8 protein-coding genes are annotated in these 18,061 nt (G+C 54.9%); 1 reads left to right on the top strand and 7 read right to left on the bottom strand.

The annotated features are described in order from the left end of the window. From WCO56_22895 to WCO56_22865, 7 genes are all read right to left on the bottom strand, one after another. Nucleotides 1-8,830: immunoglobulin domain-containing protein (locus WCO56_22895; protein ID MEI7732437.1), on the bottom strand; the 8,830-nt coding region annotated here is incomplete at its 3' end. Nucleotides 8,831-9,317: 487 nt separating this feature from the next. Then, nucleotides 9,318-10,610 carry an ATP-dependent Clp protease ATP-binding subunit ClpX gene (gene clpX, locus WCO56_22890; GenBank protein ID MEI7732436.1) on the bottom strand — a complete coding sequence of 431 codons (1,293 nt, stop codon included), beginning with the start codon at nucleotides 10,608-10,610 and terminating at the stop codon, nucleotides 9,318-9,320. A 4-nt stretch (nucleotides 10,611-10,614) separates the two neighbouring features. Then, nucleotides 10,615-11,247 (bottom strand): ATP-dependent Clp endopeptidase proteolytic subunit ClpP, encoded by a 633-nt coding sequence (clpP, locus tag WCO56_22885; GenBank protein MEI7732435.1) that lies wholly within the window; start codon nucleotides 11,245-11,247, stop codon nucleotides 10,615-10,617. A 107-nt stretch (nucleotides 11,248-11,354) separates the two neighbouring features. Further along, on the bottom strand, nucleotides 11,355-12,458 hold the full coding sequence (locus tag WCO56_22880; GenBank protein MEI7732434.1) for a redoxin family protein: 1,104 nt from the start codon (nucleotides 12,456-12,458) through the stop codon (nucleotides 11,355-11,357). A 6-nt stretch (nucleotides 12,459-12,464) separates the two neighbouring features. Continuing rightward, the gene (carA, locus tag WCO56_22875) at nucleotides 12,465-13,628 is read right to left on the bottom strand and encodes a glutamine-hydrolyzing carbamoyl-phosphate synthase small subunit (GenBank protein MEI7732433.1); all 1,164 of its coding nucleotides are present in this window, start codon (nucleotides 13,626-13,628) and stop codon (nucleotides 12,465-12,467) included. 116 nt (nucleotides 13,629-13,744) lie between these two features. Further along, nucleotides 13,745-16,084, bottom strand: coding sequence for a leucine-rich repeat domain-containing protein (locus tag WCO56_22870; GenBank protein ID MEI7732432.1), 2,340 nt, complete (start codon nucleotides 16,082-16,084; stop codon nucleotides 13,745-13,747). Further along, nucleotides 16,059-17,672 carry a leucine-rich repeat domain-containing protein gene (locus WCO56_22865; GenBank protein ID MEI7732431.1) on the bottom strand — a complete coding sequence of 538 codons (1,614 nt, stop codon included), beginning with the start codon at nucleotides 17,670-17,672 and terminating at the stop codon, nucleotides 16,059-16,061. The genes WCO56_22870 and WCO56_22865 overlap by 26 nt, the downstream gene beginning before the upstream one ends. Nucleotides 17,673-17,754: 82 nt before the next feature. On the opposite strand from WCO56_22865, the gene WCO56_22860 reads away from it, so the two are divergent. Further along, a complete protein-coding gene (locus tag WCO56_22860) occupies nucleotides 17,755-17,952 on the top strand; it encodes a hypothetical protein (GenBank protein MEI7732430.1) in 198 nt (65 codons plus the stop codon). Nucleotides 17,953-18,061: the final 109 nt, after the last annotated feature.

Genomic DNA, 18,061 nt, shown 5'->3' with positions numbered 1-18,061 from the left:
CGCCCGCCGTGTCGGTGGGGTGAAAGATGCGGCTACCAGAGCTGTTTGCAAAGTAGAAATATCCGGGAGCCGAACTTGGTGGCAGGATGCGAAGTGCCAATAGGGCCACACTGCCAGTGGTCGAGCCATACGGATTGGAAACGACGACATAATAGCCGCCTTCCTGTGCCGCTTGAACATTGGTGAGTGTCAACGTCGTGTTAGTTTGCCCGGAAAATAGCGCATCATTGCCGTACCATTGATACGTCAAGAGCCCCACCCCGGACGCTCCCACGGTGAAACTGGCGTTTTGTCCCGCATAGACTGACTGACCGACGGGTTGCTGGGTGATGGTCGGAGAAGTACCGATCACCAGTCCCGCCACCGCGCTAGTCACGGAGCCCAAGGTGTTGGTCACCACGACCGAATAATTGCCGGCATGGGTCGTCTGCACGTTGGTCAGGGTTAAGGTGATGTTCGTTTGGTTTAACAACGCTGCTCCGTTGCACCACCATTGATACCAGGGTGCGGGCACGCCGTTCGCGTCCACACTAAAGCTGGCAGTTGTGTCCACGAGATTCGTCTGGCTTTGCGGCTGCGTTGCGATTACTGGTGGTTGCCATACTGTCAGGACCGCGACGGCACTGGTCACAGAGCCTACCAGGTTGGTCGCCACCACTGTGTAATTGCCGGCATTACTCAATTGACAATTGGAAATTGACAATAGGGAATTGGTCCCGACACTGATGACGGACCACTGGTTACTGGCCACTGATTTGTACCACCATTGATACCCTATTTCAGGCACCCCGTCCGCAATAACAGTGAAGCTGGCGTTGGTCCCCGCCAGGTTCGTCTGGCTCTGTGGTTGCGTTACCATCGCCGGGGCCGACCAGACGGACAATACCGCTACCACACTGGTTACCGTTCCCGCCATATTAGTCACCACCACCGAATAATTACCGGTATTGGTCGTCTGCACGTTGGTCAAAGTCAAGCTGGTATTCGTCTGGTCCAATAGCGTGGTGCCGTTGTACCACCATTGATACCAAGGCGTGGGGAGGCCGCTGGCGGCCACGCTGAAACTGGCCGTGGTGCCCGCGAGATTAGTTCGGCTTTGTGGTGGCGTCCCAATCACCGGGACCGACCAGACAGACAACGTTGCCACCGTGCTGGTGGCACTGCCAAAGGCATTGGTTACCACCACTGTGTAGGCTCCTGCCTGGCTCATTTGCACAGCCGCAATAGTGTAACTCGCGCTATTGGCACCGGACAGGTTGGCATTATTCAGTTGCCACTGGTAGAAAAGTGGTTCCGATCCGGAGGCGAGCGACGTGAAGGTAACATTACTCCCCTGGATTGTCGCCTGGCTTAGTGGTGAGGTGACGATCTGCGGCGGCATGCCGGTCACGGTAAGCGTCGCCACCTGGCTGGTTGCCCGACCATAGGCGTTGGTGACGATCACCTTGTAAGCCCCTGCATTCGTCAGTTGCACGTTGGTAATCTGAAGCAAGGAGTTCGTGGCGTTGCTTACCAGGCCGCTGTTGAAATACCACTGGTAATACAGCGGGGGCGTGCCAAAGACGGTGACCGAGAAACCGGCCGGCGTCCCCACCAGGTTGGTGGTGCTTACCGGGTCGCTGCTGATGGCTGGTGGGATCGTGCCCACGGTCAACGTCGCCATTTGGCTGACGATCGTCTGATAATAATTGGTTCCAATCACCGTGTAGTTGCCAGTATTGGTAATTTGCGCGTTCGTGATGGTCAACGTGGCATTGGTCTGGTTGGCCAACAGGTTGGTGCCGTTGAACCACCAGCGGTACTTCAGGATGTAATTGGCATTCGTGGTAGCGCCGTAATAGGTGGAAGCCACGAGCGTGAATGTCGCATTGGAGCCTGGATCAGCCACCTGATTGGTCAGCGGCGCAATCACCGTCAGATAGATCGCTGGACTCCAACCACTGCCACCACTGCTATACTGGTTCGTGGCGCGCAATTTGTAAACATTGGCGTTGGTAAATTGCGCACTGGAAAACAAGGGCGGCGCATTGGTGTCCAGCGAGACGATGTTGGTGAATATGGAGAAACCGCCCATTTGCCATTGCCACGTTAACGGCAAAGTGCCGACCACCGATGCAGCATAAATGGCCGGATTATTCACATAAACCACGAGATTGGTGGGCTGGGCTGGGGGATAGAACGAAGGGAGCACCTGGTATGCCAAGGTGGCTGGAGTGCTGGTGACCGATCCAAAATCATCGGTCACCACGACAAAATAGGCACCGAGGTTTTGAATTTGCGCATTAGTAATCTGCAAGGTGCTGTTGGTGGAGGCATTCACCAGACTATTGGTGAAATACCATTGGTAATGGAGCGTGGTGCTGCTGGTGGCCATGACGCTGAACGTGACATTGGTGCCCGGGCTGTAGGGCTGGCTTTGCGGTTGGGTGAGGATGACGGGCCGCTGGGAAACCGTGAGCGCGGCGATGCTGCTGGTGATGGCAGAAAGCTGGTTGGAAATGACCACCTGATAATTACCGCTGTCACTGACCTGTAGATTGGTGAGGGTCAGGGTAAGATTGGTGGCCCCGGCAATATTAGTGCCGTTGAGACGCCAGTGATACAGCGGGTCATCGCCCATGTGAATTGGCGTGAACGTGATGGTCTGATAGGGGAAATTGGTGCGACTGGCCGGCTGACCGGTGATAATGATGGGCGCCTGTATCCAGACCATGGCCGGGATGCTTAACGCGGCGCCATAGGCGTTCATGACGGCCGCTTGGTATGAGCCGCTTTGCGCATGCTGAACATTGGTCAAGGCCAGGGTGTAATTGGTGGCATTTGGAATGGCCACGTTATTAAGAATCCATTGACACACCATGGGGGGGGAACTGGTGGCGGTTATGCTCAGCGTGTAATTGGCTCCGGGCAAAATCGCCTGCCCCTGTGGTTGCATGGTAATTTGTGGCACCTGACCGGAAACGGAATTGGTTCCCGGAGTCGGCATGGCTGAGGTCCAATTCGTGGGCTCGTTTCCGTAACCGGAGGTGTTCATGCGTTTGAGTGAAGCCCCCATGCCACCCGCGACGACTGGCCATGGGTAGGTGTCCAGATAATGCACTTTCTCGATCGTGACATACGGCACCGTATTCGTGTCTGCCAAATCCGGCTCGTTTAAATGAATCGTCTGATCGTGATTGCCGAGCGTCCCTTGCCATGGCCCGAAGATCAGGGCGTTGGTGGGGGTGCCATAGCGACTGCGGAAGGCGTTTAACGCGTAGGTGTTGGTGACGGGATCGAAACCAACCACGAGCAACGTCTGCCCCGGCTGCAGCCAAACATTGGTGGGGAAATCGTAATCCACCGCATTGCGGATATGCCAGGCATTCGTCGGCTCCGCCAGGGTAAAGAGCGGATAATTGGTCGCGGCGGTATTCAGTAATTCGATATAGGATGAGGGTGGATCATAGGTGGTCAGATTCGGTGGATTGTACATCACTTCGTTGATGACGATGGGGCCGACGCGCGGGCCGGAATTGTTGGTCCCCACGGTTTTGGTTAACTGTGGCATAAAATCGTCGTCGCCAGCCGTGGTTACGATGCGTCCAAAGCTGACCCCGTTATGTGAAGCGCCAAACGTGTAACCGTGATAGTAGCCGGTCAAATCGCGGTTCGTGTCGGTGCCGAACAGATAGACATCGTCGCCGGTCGCGCTGAAGGCAATGTTCGTGCCACCCCGAATAAAGTCATTGGTGGTATAGACCAGATAACATCCAGCGCCGATGACGGTTCCCGTGGGGATCATGAATTTTTTCGGATTATAGAAATCATCGGTAATGTACCAACCGCCAATATCCACCGCGTTGGTATTGGGATTGTAGAGTTCCATGGAGTCCATATCGGGCAGATCCGTATGTGCCAGGCATTCATTGACCAGTACCGGGCTGATCACATACGGCGCAGGATCGTCTGTGCCTGGTGAACCGTTGACGCGCCCGGAAGCGCGCCATTGGCTCTGATTATTCCACGCACTCGGGTCCGCATTTTCGTTGACGACGACTAGCGAAAAACCGAGACCATCGGTGAGCGGGTACCAGCTATTGTTATAAGAAAAATCGAGGATTTGTTCATTATCGCTGTCAAGCAACTGCACCCGGTCACCGGCATTATTCAATGCGCCTGAGTATTGACCGGCGACCGGTAGGCCGGGACCATAACGGCTGACAAAGGCGGCCAGGTTTCTCACCACCAGCACCCGCTGTCCGGGCCCGAGGTTGGTGATGGCACTGCCAGTAAAATTAAAGTCCACCGCGTTGGTGATTTTCACGTCGGTAAGATCCAAGGTGGCACTGGTTGAAATATTCTTCAGCTCAACATATTCGTATTCCCCGGCGGCATAAGCACCGCCAGAAGCCGGGTTGTACATGATTTCAGTAACGCGCAAGTATTGTTGCGCGAGGCTTGGGGTGCTTGGCGTAGCCACGGTCGCGTTGGTCCAACCAAAATCGGTGACGAGCGCCAAGGACTCACCGCGGGCGGACAACTGGCCGCTGTAAGGCCCGACCACTAAGCGGCGCTCCCCGCCCCGTGGACTCACTGCCCGGGATCGAAACGACTTGGTAGCCGGTGACACAAAGATACTGCTGTTGGTGGGGATTACCGTTCCCGGCTTAAAATGGAAGGAAACGCCACCTTTGATTTCCCAGCCGGAAATGTCCACGTTACAATTATTAGGGTTAATCAGCTCAATATACTCCTCAGCCTGATTGTGACTGATTGGGTTGTAATCAATCGCTCCGAACAGGAGCACCAGGTTGGTCGCCTGTGCGGTGGCGGGGAGTTCGCCGGCGACTACACGATTGTAAAACATGAACTGCCGGCGATTGGGCAGAAAGTAGTCTTGCAGTCGCGAAAGCTCATTGGTGAATGGCCCGGTGCTCGGATTGGTGCCGCTATCGGGATTCGCCGGACCGGAGGTTGGCGCCGTCCACGCCGCCCCCTTCCACTTGGCTCGGTCCAAGGCGACATCATCCGCAACCAAAGCGGCATAGGAATTCATCATGCCGCGCAATATATCCGTGTTGGTCGGTGTACCAATGGGTTGTAACAGCGTATCCATCATGGTGCGAATCCGGCGATTCACCAGGGACCGCAGCGTTGCGTCACTATAAATTACCCCTAAGGCGGTCTGACCATTACCAATAAATGCCGCCACATTGGTGTAGATGGTGTCATCGAAATATCCACCATTGGCTCCGGTGTACATATGTCCAAAGGATAGGTCCATATCCCATGGAATAGCATACCACTCTCCGGAACCGTCACTATCCCGGTACATATAATGGTTCTTATGACAGCAATCATGGTCGGCATTCATCGCTTTGGAGGCGATGAAGCTGATGATTTCCGGAAGATTCAGATTATCGTACACATACGCAACCCGAGCATTCACATCAGACTGGGTGACGCCATTAATGAGGGCTTGTAAATCATAGAAGGGCTCCCATTTGCGCGATTTCTTTTCATTGGTGGTCACGGAACTGAGATTGTTGTACATTTTGTAAAGCGCCCCGTTGGGATCGAAGCCAATGCGCGTGAGGAAATCTTCGTTCCCCTGCTCTGAAAAAGTGGTGACGCTAAAGAAACTGCCATTTTGGTGCAGGCGTATCGGGAAAGAGAAATTAGCGGGTGAACCAACCATCGTGTAGAGGTCGTACGCCATCGGAATGCGCATGTACGAGCGGTCGGCCCAAGTGGTGAGCAAACAAAAATCACCCAGTTTGGTATTGGGTGAATCCAAGGCCAATTTATCACCATGATTGAGATTAAAATTATAACTCTTTTTTGGGAAACCGCCACTGCTTTGCCCGTGGAGCGTCACCCCCACGTTATCGAAGAACTGGCCCTTGTAATAAAACGAACTGCGGGCACCGGATTCGTTCTCAGCCGCAGTCGGCGTCTGGATAAACCAATGGAATACTGTTAGTTTGCTATTGATATTTGAATTCATGCACACCGTGCCGTAGTATTGCGGTGAGCCGTAGGGATCCGGGTAGGGGGGGGAGCGCATGGTTAAGTTGTTCGTATCCCTGGATTGGACGTACCAACGCAGCATGGTTCCGTTGGTGGTGGCAATGTTGGCTGGAATCAGGCCGGTATAAATGCCATCGCCGGCCACCAGGTCACCATTGGTTCCACTATCATTCATTAAAACGTTGGTTTCGCTGAAAAACATCACCCGATAGGTCAGCGTGATATTTGACACTGCGCCGAAGGTGGGCACGATGCGCGTGGTTACCGTAATCGCCTGGCTGGTCATCGGCACTGCGGGCGCGAATGCGGGGTCAACGATCAACGGCCCCAGATTGGTGGTCCCGACACTGTTGATGTTGCCAGGCGTGGGACCGGCAAAATACATGCCTTGGTTGGTTTTGACCGTGGCGGTCAGGCTGTAGAGTTCCGCCGACAGAAGGAAATCAGGGGGGCTCAAGTTTTGGCTCAAGCCTTGAATGGATAACAGGTTGGAGCCGGCCATGACAAAGCCGCGATAATTATTGAGATCAAAAATTTCTCCCGTGAGCGTTTGGTCGGTGGTGGCACTGGCGGTGGCGGCGGAATTGTAGCCTGGGTCACCCAATGATTGCTGGGTGATGCTCACTCCAAAATAGGTGCGATCCGACGTTCCAGCGGTGGTGCCATCCGTGCCGGTAGGATCCAAGGCGAAGTCCAGCTTGTCTCCTATTTCCACACCCGGAACCAGGATATTGGTGGTGAATCCGGTTAGATCCGTGCCTGCCAACGACTGGTTACAGAGTTGGATGCCGTTATGGAAGAACCGGAAGGTAACTCCGCTACCACCCGAATTGGCCTTCGCGCAAAATACCCGTGCGGTGACCACTCCGCTAACCGGACTGACCCAACGGCGTATCGGCCAGTTGATGTCCAAGCCATTGTCCGAACCATCGGGCGCCCATACATTCGAGGAAATCATCGTATAAGGCGGGTCGTCGAGTCCCAACACAAAGTTGGTGCCGGTGAAGAACCACGAGTCATTATCGAAGCGGAAATCCGTGTTAGGATTGTAAATGCCATTGATATCGCCCGTTTGGTCATAATATCCATAAAACCAGTTATTTGCCCCCTGAAGGCCGTCACCCGACCAATCATTGGTGCTGTTGGCGATGACACCACCACCACTATTGGCGGGGGCATTGCGGCGGGCCACTTCCTGGCCATTGATGTAGGCAACAAAGCCATCCGCATAGCGCATGCGCAGGAACAAACCGTCTAGGGTTGCTGGATTGGCCACCGTGAAGGGAATTCGCGCGTACACAGTGGTGTTGGAACCCATCATGTTGGTTCGGATATCGGTATTATACTGGTTCGTGAAAGTGGTGGCCAAGTACACCTGTAAACGCCCATAGGACAGGTCTCCCGTATCGTTATTGGCTCCGTCTGTCCCCTGAGGTGAAAGCAGGAAATCAATTTTTTCTCCAGCGACTGCATTGCTGAGGAACAGCGTATTGCTTACGCCAATGGTATCATTATACGCAATGGAATTTGACGCGATCATGGTTCCGTTGCGGTACAGGTAGCCAGTGACACCACTGTCGGCAGTGTCCAAGGTCACTCCCGATCCGGCGGAAGTGATATCAATAAAATTGGTATTATTGGGGCTCGCATTGGGGGTCAGGCCAACCTTAAATGAAGTGCCACTGAACAGAACCGCATAATACCAAGTCCCCGCTGTGAGACCACCCGGCATGATGGTGGCGTTAAAACGTACCAAATCGTTGTTTTTCAAGGTGCTGCCGCTCAGCGTAATGTAATCGTTGGCATTAGCGGTTACCGGCTGACTACGGTAGCCGACAACGTCTTTTTTGGCCAACCACCAGTCCAATTTCAACACCCCGTTGCTTTCCACGATATAACGGCGCCCAACCCAATGTTCTGAGGAAGCAGCGGTATTGTTGGTTCCATTGGGCATCCACAGCAGATTCGCAATCAGGTCATACGGATTGCTGGACGTATAATAATCCCAGTTTGTGCCAGTCCAATAGTTATAGGCACTCCAATAGCTCGAGGTCCATGGAAATATCACCAAGTCATTCGTTTGGAATCCCGGGGTGACTGTGTCGGTTCCTTTTAGGTAGTACCCATAATACCAATTGTTCGAACCTTGATTGCCGGCAAAATCCGCCTGCGAATCGGCAATCAGCAGCCACAGGGTGTTGGTGTTGGTGGCCGCGTTAAATCCAAGTGCGTTCGTTCCGTTAAGCCAGGAACTGACATCATAACTCGGATCTTTCCAGAACGGATCCTCGAATGCGTTCGTGGGAACTCGATACTTTAAAGCGGTACCGCGTGAGACCAGCATGTTGGTGGCTGCGGTTTGCGTCCAGCCATAAGAAATATCCGTTGCCTGAGGCGGATAGGCGGGTGAGTATTGGTTGGCAATTGAGAGGTCGGAACGAATCAGGCCGAGATATCCACCCGAGGCTCCCAATTTAAAGCTGGTGTGTAACGGTGCTCCCGGGGTACGGCGGTTTTTACCCGACGCATAGATAATCATGTACTGTCCCGCAATGATGTTAGTGGCCGGGAACGCCCATTTGGTGGGTTTGCTCGCGTTGTCAGTTAAATACCAACTGGTCAGGTCCACGGTATTCGTGCCGGCATTGAAAATTTCAATCCAGTCACCCTGGTCGCCATCCTCATCCTTAAGCCCGGTACTGTTACTCGCCACGAATTCGGTGATATACACCTCATCCGCTGCCGGCAGGGTGAACCCCGCCAAGAGCGTTACGATCAGCAACAACCAACGCCGCTGAAAATTCATGTGCTTAGTCATATTTGGGCCTAAGCGGACAACTATACTGTTCTGCTGCCCTAATGCAATATCAGATCAATATTCAACTCAATATATTGCACGGCGCACATTTTTGTCCGCACCAGAATGCAATCGCTGCAACCCACGCAAAGCATTTGGCATAGAAATAAGCATTTTTGATGCCAGATCAGGGCTGCACTAGTTGCTGTGGCGGTGGGTGTTTTACGGCTGAGCCCCATGCCTGAACCGGGAACCAGATGAAGTTCGGACTAACAGATGCGAGGGAGCCGCCGCGTTTTTGCAAGGCCTCGAAGTTAAGACCACCTTTCGCAAAGCGAACATCTTACTGCGGGGCATCTGGCTCGTGGCGGGCTTGGGAAACCAACCGGACTTTCATGCACTTTCACAGCGCTTTATGCCCCACGCAAATAGTCGGCATTGCGCCTGCATTGGTTGCCGACTGGTTGCTCAAGCCACGAACTTTAGCCGCCCAGCATCCCGGCTTCGACTACGCCGCCACTTCGTCCGTTTTGCGGCGGATGACGGGTTTGATGTCACCTTTGACGACGCCGCCGGTGATTTTCACCGCCAGGATGCCATCATCGCCAGGCACGTCATACATGACATCGAGCATCAGCTTTTCGAGGATGCTGCGCAGGGCGCGCGCGCCGGTGCCTTTTTTGATGGCTTGGGCGGCTAACTCATGCAGGGCGTCTTCCGTGAAAGCGAGTTCTACGCCGTCAATGGAGAGCAGTTTGGTGTACTGTTTGGTCAGTGCGCTGCGCGTATCCGTGAGGATGGAAACCAATTGGCTCACGGTAAGTTCATCCAGCACGGTCGTCATGGGCAGTCGGCCAATGAACTCTGGGATGAAACCGAACGCGAGCAAATCCTCGGGTTCCACGAGTTTGAGGATTTCATGACGCTCGATGGAGGCCGCATAGTGAGCCTGATCGGCGGCGCTGAAACCCATTACCCGGTTGCCCAGACGGCGTTGGATGATTTTCTCCAAACCCACGAACGCGCCGCCACAGATAAACAGGATTTCGGTGGTGTCCACCCGGATGTATTCCTGTTGCGGGTGCTTGCGACCGCCTTGGGGTGGCACGTTGCAGACCGTGCCCTCGAGGATTTTCAGCAAGGCTTGTTGCACACCCTCACCGGAAACATCGCGCGTGATACTTACGTTTTCGGTCTTGCGCGCGATTTTATCAATTTCATCAATGTAAATGATGCCGCGTTGGGCGCGTTTGACATCATAATCAGCGTTTTGCAGGAGGCGCAGAACAATATTCTCCACGTCTTCGCCCACATAACCGGCTTCGGTCAAGGTAGTGGCATCCGCGATGGCAAATGGAACATCAAGAATTTTGGCCAACGTTCTGGCCAGCAGGGTCTTACCTGAACCAGTGGGACCTACCAACAGAATATTGCTTTTCTCGAGTTGCACATCCGTTGATTCAACGGAATGGCCTTTGCCCTGCGCCTGAGGGTCTCGTTCTGGTGAGTGAAGGATGCGTTTGAAATGATTATGCACCGCCACCGACAAGGTTTTTTTGGCGTGATCCTGGCCAATGCAGAACTCGTCCAGCGTGTGCTTGATTTCCGCCGGTTTCGGCACGCGCATGGTGGGGGGGGCGCGCCGGGCGTCGGTGGCGAACTCCTTGTCCAAAACGCTTTTGCAGAGCAGTACGCAACTGTCACAAATATACACCCCCGGCCCTTGAATGAGCTTCTTGACCTCCGCGTGAGATTTTCCGCAGAAGCTGCAAAGGGTGCCGTTATTGCCGGGGCGTGCCATGGAATTAAGGTGCCAGACCAGGCTTTTTCTCCGTCAGCGGGCCGATTTCACGGCGGGAAGCCACCACTTGATCCACCAAGCCGTATTCCTTGGCCTCCTCCGCCGACATGAAGCGGTCGCGATCCGTGTCGCGGGTAATATCTTCCACCTTGCGTCCGCAATGCCGGGCGAGCAGTTCATTCAAGCGATCTTTGAGGCGCAGGATTTCCTTGGCTTGGATGCTGATGTCGCTGGCCTGCCCTTGCACGCCACCCCATGGTTGATGCACCATGATGCGGGCATTGGGCAGGGCGAACCGTTTGCCATGCGTGCCGGCCGCCAGCAGCACCGCGCCCATGCTGGCCGCCTGGCCGATGCAGTAGGTGTTTACATCGCAGGTGAGAAATTGGACGGTGTCGTAAATCGCCAAGCCAGCGGTCACGCTGCCACCGGGCGAATTGATGTACAGATGAATGTCTTTCTTGGGATCATTCATTTGCAAAAACAACAGTTGGGCGATGATCAGGTTGGCCACCATGTCATCCACCGGGGTGCCCAAAAAGATAATGCGATCCACCAGCAGACGGGAATAAATATCATAGCCGCGTTCGCCGCGGCCCGTCTGCTCCACCACCATCGGTACCAGAAAATTCTGCATATATGTTACCTGTGAAACTAGTCGTAGATATGGGGAACGTCAAGCGCCACAGTTGTACGCCTGCCTAAATGCCATCAAATGCCATGAGAATAGCAAAAAATGGCAAGTTACTTTCCGGCGGGTTTTGCCAGCGCTTTCTGGAAGCTTTCCAGCCGGTTTTGCAGTTGCCCGATGAACTGCTCGGGGGCGTTGGTTTTTTTGGCAAACGTGATTGCTTCGGTCAAGGTGGCGACCGCTTGTTTGAGGTCACCTTTTTTCTGGTACGTATCTGCCAGCACCGCTTGGCTCAACACTTTGTCGCTGTCATCTTCGGCGGTGGTACCGGCCTGTTTGGCCAGCGTGATGGCGAGATCATAATCCGGTTTATTGCCCGTGCCCCGGATGATGCGGGCCGCCAGCTCCAAAAGTCCGCGCGTGTTGTTCTTGAACTCACCTTCGGCCAGTTGCCGGATTTCCTTGTAAGCGCCAGCCTCGTCCACATCAAAGAGCAGGTTGAGGCGTAGCATTCTGAAGGAGTCCTTCAACTGCGGATGTTGGCCAATGGCCTTGTTGATCTCCGCCAGCGCCTCCCGCTTCTTGCCCTTTTGGTACAATTCCCCGACCTTTTCGTTGATGGCTTCCTCCAGTTGTTCGGCTTCCTTGGCTTGCTTACGCTTGGCCACCGCCGCGGCGAGATCGTACTTTCCCGCCAGGATTTGTTCCAATACCTTGTCCAACCCGTCCATGGGATGACCGATCCAGGCAATTTTCCCCTCTTTGTTCACCACAAACGCGCAGGGAATGCCGCCTTCTCCGGAGGCTTCCATCCAATATTTCGCCATGAAGGCATTCGTGCCGTCCACCCCGACGGTGTAATCCATTTGGTCGCCCATCTCTTTGACAAAACTCTCGGCTTTACTGGCAAACTCTTCGTTATCCCTGGCTTTTTCAAACACATCCATGCCGATGAAGGTGATTTTGCCTTTGTGTTGGTGCGCCATTTCCGTCAGGTGCGGAATGGTGGCGCGGCAGGGACCGCACCAAGTGGCCCAAAATTCCACCACATAGACCTGACCCGTCTCCAAATTCGCTACCGCCGGACCTTTGACGAACTTGATGGCTTTGAGGGGCGGGGCGGGATCACCAATGGTGAGCGTGGGTTTTTCGGTTTGTGCGGCGGCAGTGATCCACAAGCAGACCATTCCGGCCAGGACCAGGCAGGGATTTCTCATGACGGTTTATGACTTCGCAATCAAGGCCCGGAATTCCGCGAATAGCGGGTTGGAATCATGCGGGCCGGGGGAGGCTTCCGGGTGATATTGCACGCAGAAGATGGGCTTCTTTTTGTGGCGCATGCCTTCCACGGTCTGATCGTTCAAGTTGATCCGATCCACCACCACGTCTGTGGGTAGTGACGCTGGATCCACGGCAAACCCGTGGTTTTGGGACGTGATTTCCACGCGGCCACTCACCAAATCTTTGACCGGCTGATTGCCGCCGCGATGGCCGAATTTGAGCTTGAAAGTCTTGCCGCCAAAGGCCTGCCCCAGGATTTGATGGCCCAGGCAGATGCCGAAGATCGGGATGCCGGTGTTGACCAAGTCGCTTACCGTCTTCACAGCGTAATTCAGTGCGGAAGGATCGCCCGGCCCGTTGGATAAAAAGATGCCGGCCGGCTTGTATTTCAGGGCTTCCTCGGCGGTGGTGGTGGCCGGCACCACCTGCACCTTGAACCCATGCTGACGCAGCCGGCGCAGAATGTTGTACTTCATCCCGAAATCGAACGCGACAATCGGGATGTCTGCCGTCGGCATCGGATCGCGTACCTGCCGGGGATCACCCGGCTCCACCTGACCGCGCACCAGGTTGAAGCTGGCGCTCTGCTCGTCCTTTTCATCCCACAAAAATGGTTGTTTATGCGTGACTTCCTTGACGTAATCCACGCCCACCAATCCCCGCCATCCTCGCGCCCGGGCCACGGCTTCCTCGGCGTCCAGATTCGGTTCGGTGGTGATGAATCCTTTGAGCGCGCCGGTGACGCGCAGTTTCTTGGTGAGCGCCCGGGTATCGATGCCTTGAATGCCGGGAATACCATTTTCTTCGAGATACGTCGCCAGGGAAAGATCGGCGCGCCAATTACTTACCACGGGTGAAAGCTCGCGGATGGCAAAGCCGGCGACGTGCGGCTGCCAGGACTCGACGTCCTGGCGGTTGACGCCGTAATTCCCGATCAGGGGATAAGTCATCGTGACAATCTGTCCTTTATAGGACGGATCGGTGAGGATTTCCTGGTAACCGGTCATGGAGGTATTGAAACACACCTCGCCGCACGCGGAAGCACGCGCGCCGAAGCCAGCGCCGTGGAACACGCTGCCATCCTCAAGAGCCAATATCGCTTTCATCGTTTGCATTCGCAACAGGTGAGGGATGCTAGCCCGGAAACGGCGTGCATCAAGACATTTCCGCGACAAGTGTCGCGAACCGGAGGCGATCCCGCGCCATGTTTTCTGGCTCGGCGTCAGGGCGAACGGATTCGGTAGTAGCCGCTAAGACTGTTGGCTGGCAGGGATCCGATGAAATGGCACGAACCGTTAGTGAGCGTGAAGGGCTGGAGCGGAGTCCAAATGGGGCAGGCCAAATCGGCACAAACTTCCACCACGATGGGAATATTGAGCGTGCCAGTGATGTCGAATCCAACTTGATTACTCCCCACGCTTTTGCTGGCGCTGCAAATCTGGATCAGCGGATTCCACAGAACGGCCGGCAGTGCCGGCGAAGAGGCAAACGAGTTGCTCCAACCGGTCGTGCCCGGCAAATAATAGACCGTTGCGTTGGTATCCGGATAGAACACATTGTAGCTAACGACGGGCGCATTGCCCTCGAAGTAAACACCGGCCAAGTTGGTACAGTAGAAAAACGCCTGCTGCTTGATGCTGGTGACGCTTTTTGGAATCACGACTTTGTTTAGCAGAAAACAGCCTTGGAACGCGGAATCCCCAATATTGGTGACACTGCCGGGGATGGTTACTTTGGTCAGATTCGTGCAGAACCAGAACGCCCGCGATCCGATTGCCGTAAGGCTGCCAGGAATTGCCACGTTGACCACGGCGGTGTTGGCGAACGCCTGTTTCCCGATATTGGTCAGGCCCCCTGGGAAGGTGACATTGGTCAGTCCGGAACAGCCGGAGAACGCATAATCCGCAATACTGGTCACACTGGCGGGAATCGTATAATCTCCTCCCAAACCGGGCGGATATTCAACGAGCATGGTTTGCCCCCGGTTGAACAACACGCCATTCACGCTGCAATAAAAAGAATTCTGGGCAGCCACCGTTATCGCGGTCAGGCCGGTGCAGGCTTGGAATTGGAAGGCCGACACCACGATGTTGGTGAGGCACGCTGGAATGGAAACGCTGGTCAGGTTGACGCAGGATTTGAACGCATTCGTTGCAATGCAGGTGACGGTCAAGCCGTTGATGGTGGCGGGAATGTTCAGCGAACCGTCCGGGCTGGAGCAGCCGGTGATGGTGAGCGTCTGGTCGGCATTGGTCGCGCAAGTGAATTGGGCTTGCGACAGGGCACCATAGGTTCCGCTGGCGGTCGCGGTCGAATTGGAGTCAAGGAAAACGACTTGATTAGTGGGCGTCGTCCAGCCGTTGATGGTGCTGAAGCTGACCGTGTGGTTGCCCAGCAATAAACCAGTAACGGTTGTCCCATTGCTCTGGAACGGTTTATTATCCACCCGCCATTGCGCTCCGACACTGATGGCGTCGGGTGGATTGATGGTCACCTGCAACGATCCCGGCGGGATCAACGCCACCGCCGGACGACCGGCAAACGAGGAGCCCCAGCCGATGGTGCCAGACCAATAATAGAGCGTCGCACTGTAATCAAGAGCGAACACCGACGCGCCAACCGCGGGAGTGTTGCCAGCGAAATAGACACCGCGCAAGTTGTAGCATTCTTGAAACGCATAATCACCGAGGCTGACGACACTACCCGGGAGGGAAACACTAATCAGGCTGGTGCAATGATAGAACGCCGAGGCCCCAACGCTGGTGGCACCGTTGAGAATCGTGACATTGGTCAGGCTGGTGCAATAATCAAACGTGTAGCTCCCAATGCTGGTGATGCTACTGGGAATGGTGACATTGGTTAAGCTGGTGGAGTTGGCGAATGCCCAATTCCCGATGCTGGTGACCATCAGGCCGTTGTAGCTGGTTGGAAGGGTCACCGCGCCACCAGGCCCGCCATAACCGATGATCGAGAGCGTCCCGTCGGTATTGGTTGAACAGGTGAATTCGGGCGCGACGTAAACGCCCGTGACGGTGGCCGTGACATTGCTGGTGACAACGACCATCTGGTTGGCGGGCCGCGCAAAATCTCGGACGGTGCTGAAGCTGACGGTGTGGGTGCCAAGCGACAAACCTGCAACCGCTTTTCCAGGATTCTGCCAGGCTCCGCCATCCAACTGCCATTGCGCTCCTTCACTGACTGCCCCTTGCGGAGTGATGTTTACCAGCAGCGCGCCAGCAGGGAGCGAATACAACATCACAGCGGGGAGACCGGCAAATGAAGCCCCCCAGCCGGTGGTGCCAGACAAATAATAGACCGTCGCATTGTTAACCGAAGCAAACACCCCCGCGCCAGCCGCCGGGGCATTGCCCGCGAAATAGATGCCGTTCAAGTTATTGCAGTATTCAAACGCATAATCGCCGAGGCTGGTGACACTGGCGGGAATCGTGATACTGGTCACTTTGAGACCAGCGCACGCATAAGCCCCAAGGCTGGTGACGTGGCCGGGAATGATGAGGTTGGTCAGGCCGGAGCAGCTATAGAACGCATACGCTCCCAGCAACGGTGACCCCGTTGGGAATGCTGATATTGGTCAAACCAGTGCATTGCGAGAACGCTGCATCCCCCACCCAGGTGACGCTGGCAGGAATCGTGTAACTTCCCCCCACGCCACCCGGATATTGAATGAGCACAGTTTGTGACTTATTGAACAACACGCCATTCACGCTGCAATAGAAGGAGTTCTGGGCATCCACCGTGATCGCGGTCAGGCTGGTACATCCCTCGAACGGCCCGCCCCCGAGGTTGGTGACGCTGGCGGGAATCGTGACACTGGTCAGCCGGTAGCACAGGGTGAATGCATCCGCCTCGAGGCTGGCGACGCCGTTGGCGAGGGTGACATTGGTCAGGCCACAGAAGCCGAAGGCATTTGACCTGATGATGGCAACGCTACCAGGAATCGTGATGCTGGTCAAACCGGTGCAGTCATAGAAGGCACTGCTCCCGATGTTGGCGACGCCATTGGAGAGGGTCACATTGGTCAAACTGGTACAGGATGCAAACGCCCAGTCGCCCAGGTTGGATACACTGCCGGGAATTGCGAGGTTGGTCAGGCTGGTGCAGTTAAAGAACGCATTACTTCCGATATTGGTGACGCTGCTGGAGAAGGCGATACCGGTCAAACTGGCGCACTGGTAGAACGCATAATCCCTAATGCTGGTGACGGTGCCCGGCATTGTGTAATTTCCGCTTAAGCCCTGCGGATATTGAATGAGTGTCGTCTGGCTCTTGTTAAAAAAGACTCCGTTTGTACTGCTATAGGTCGGATTCAGGGCATCAACCGCTATCGCCGTCAACCGGCTACAGTTTAGGAACGCATCCTCTCCGACATTGGTAACGCTGGCGGGAATCGTTATGCTGGTCAGACCGCATTGGCTGAACGCATATTTTCCAATCGTGGTGACACTGCCGGGAATGGTGACACTGGACAGTGGCACATCAGCGAAGGCGTAATCGCCGATGGTGGTGACGCTGCTGGGAATGGTGTAAACTCCCCCCTTCACGCCATACGGGTATTCGATGAGCATGGTTAGGCCCTTGTTGAATAACACGCCACTCACGCTGCTGTAAAAAGAATTCTGGGCGTCCACCGTTATGGCAGTCAGGTTGGTGCAGTAACTGAACGGGCTCGAGCCGATACTGGCCACGCTGGCGGGGATCGTGATCCTGGCCAGACGGAGGCTGCCAGAGAACGCGCCCTGGCCGATGTTGATCACGCCATTGGCGATCGTGACGTCCGTCAGATTGAAACAATATTCAAACGCGTAATCCCCGATATTGGTGACGTTGCCGGGAATGGCGACGCTGGTCAAGCCGCCGCACATCCAGAACGCACCCGCTCCGATACTGGTAATGCTGCTGGGAATGGTTACGCTGGCCATGATGGAGCACTCTCGGAACGCATTCGTCCCGATACTGGTGACCGGCAAACCATTAATCGTGGTTGGAATGACCACCGTATTGCTCGTCCCCGAGTAGCCGGTGATCGTGATGGTCCCGGCATTGGTCGTGTAGCTGAATTGGGCCTCCACAACCGACGGCAACGCCAATAGCAGCAACAGCGCCACGAAACCATTGCTTGTGAGCTTCACGATATCTACCATATGCCGAAACCACCCCGGTTTCAATTAGAAAATGATGCGTGAAATTTAGTCGGACGAAGAAAGAAACAATATGTCGAGCCTTTTGAAACACCCGGACTCAAGCTATTGGACCGCCTGCTACACCAATAAGGATGGGAAGCAGGTCAACCGGGTCACCAAGCAAACTGATCGCAAAAAAGCCCTCACAGTCGCCCTGGAATGGGAGCGAGCCGAAGACCAAGCTCGGAGTGGTACGGTCTCGACGTTGCAAATCCCGAAGGTGTTGTAATCTGTGCGATATCAGTTGACATCATCGCATCATCGCATCATCGCATCACAGCATCATAGTGCTTATCCGTAAATAGATATTGTCTGTCGCCAGCAGATTATGGCTGCGG

This window comes from Verrucomicrobiota bacterium (assembly GCA_037139415.1).
Classification (GTDB): Bacteria; Verrucomicrobiota; Verrucomicrobiia; order Limisphaerales; family Fontisphaeraceae; genus JBAXGN01.
The sequence above is the reverse complement of the archived record's forward strand: the minus strand, read 5'-3'. Positions and strand labels throughout refer to the sequence as shown.

Bases quoted from the DNA above. Each gene is read 5' to 3' on its own strand.
- clpX (MEI7732436.1), bottom strand. From the start codon at position 10,610: ATGGCACGCCCCGGCAATAACGGCACCCTTTGCAGCTTCTGCGGAAAA.
- clpP (MEI7732435.1), bottom strand. From the start codon at position 11,247: ATGCAGAATTTTCTGGTACCGATGGTGGTGGAGCAGACGGGCCGCGGC.
- WCO56_22880 (MEI7732434.1), bottom strand. From the start codon at position 12,458: ATGAGAAATCCCTGCCTGGTCCTGGCCGGAATGGTCTGCTTGTGGATC.
- carA (MEI7732433.1), bottom strand. From the start codon at position 13,628: ATGAAAGCGATATTGGCTCTTGAGGATGGCAGCGTGTTCCACGGCGCT.
- WCO56_22860 (MEI7732430.1), top strand. From the start codon at position 17,755: ATGTCGAGCCTTTTGAAACACCCGGACTCAAGCTATTGGACCGCCTGC.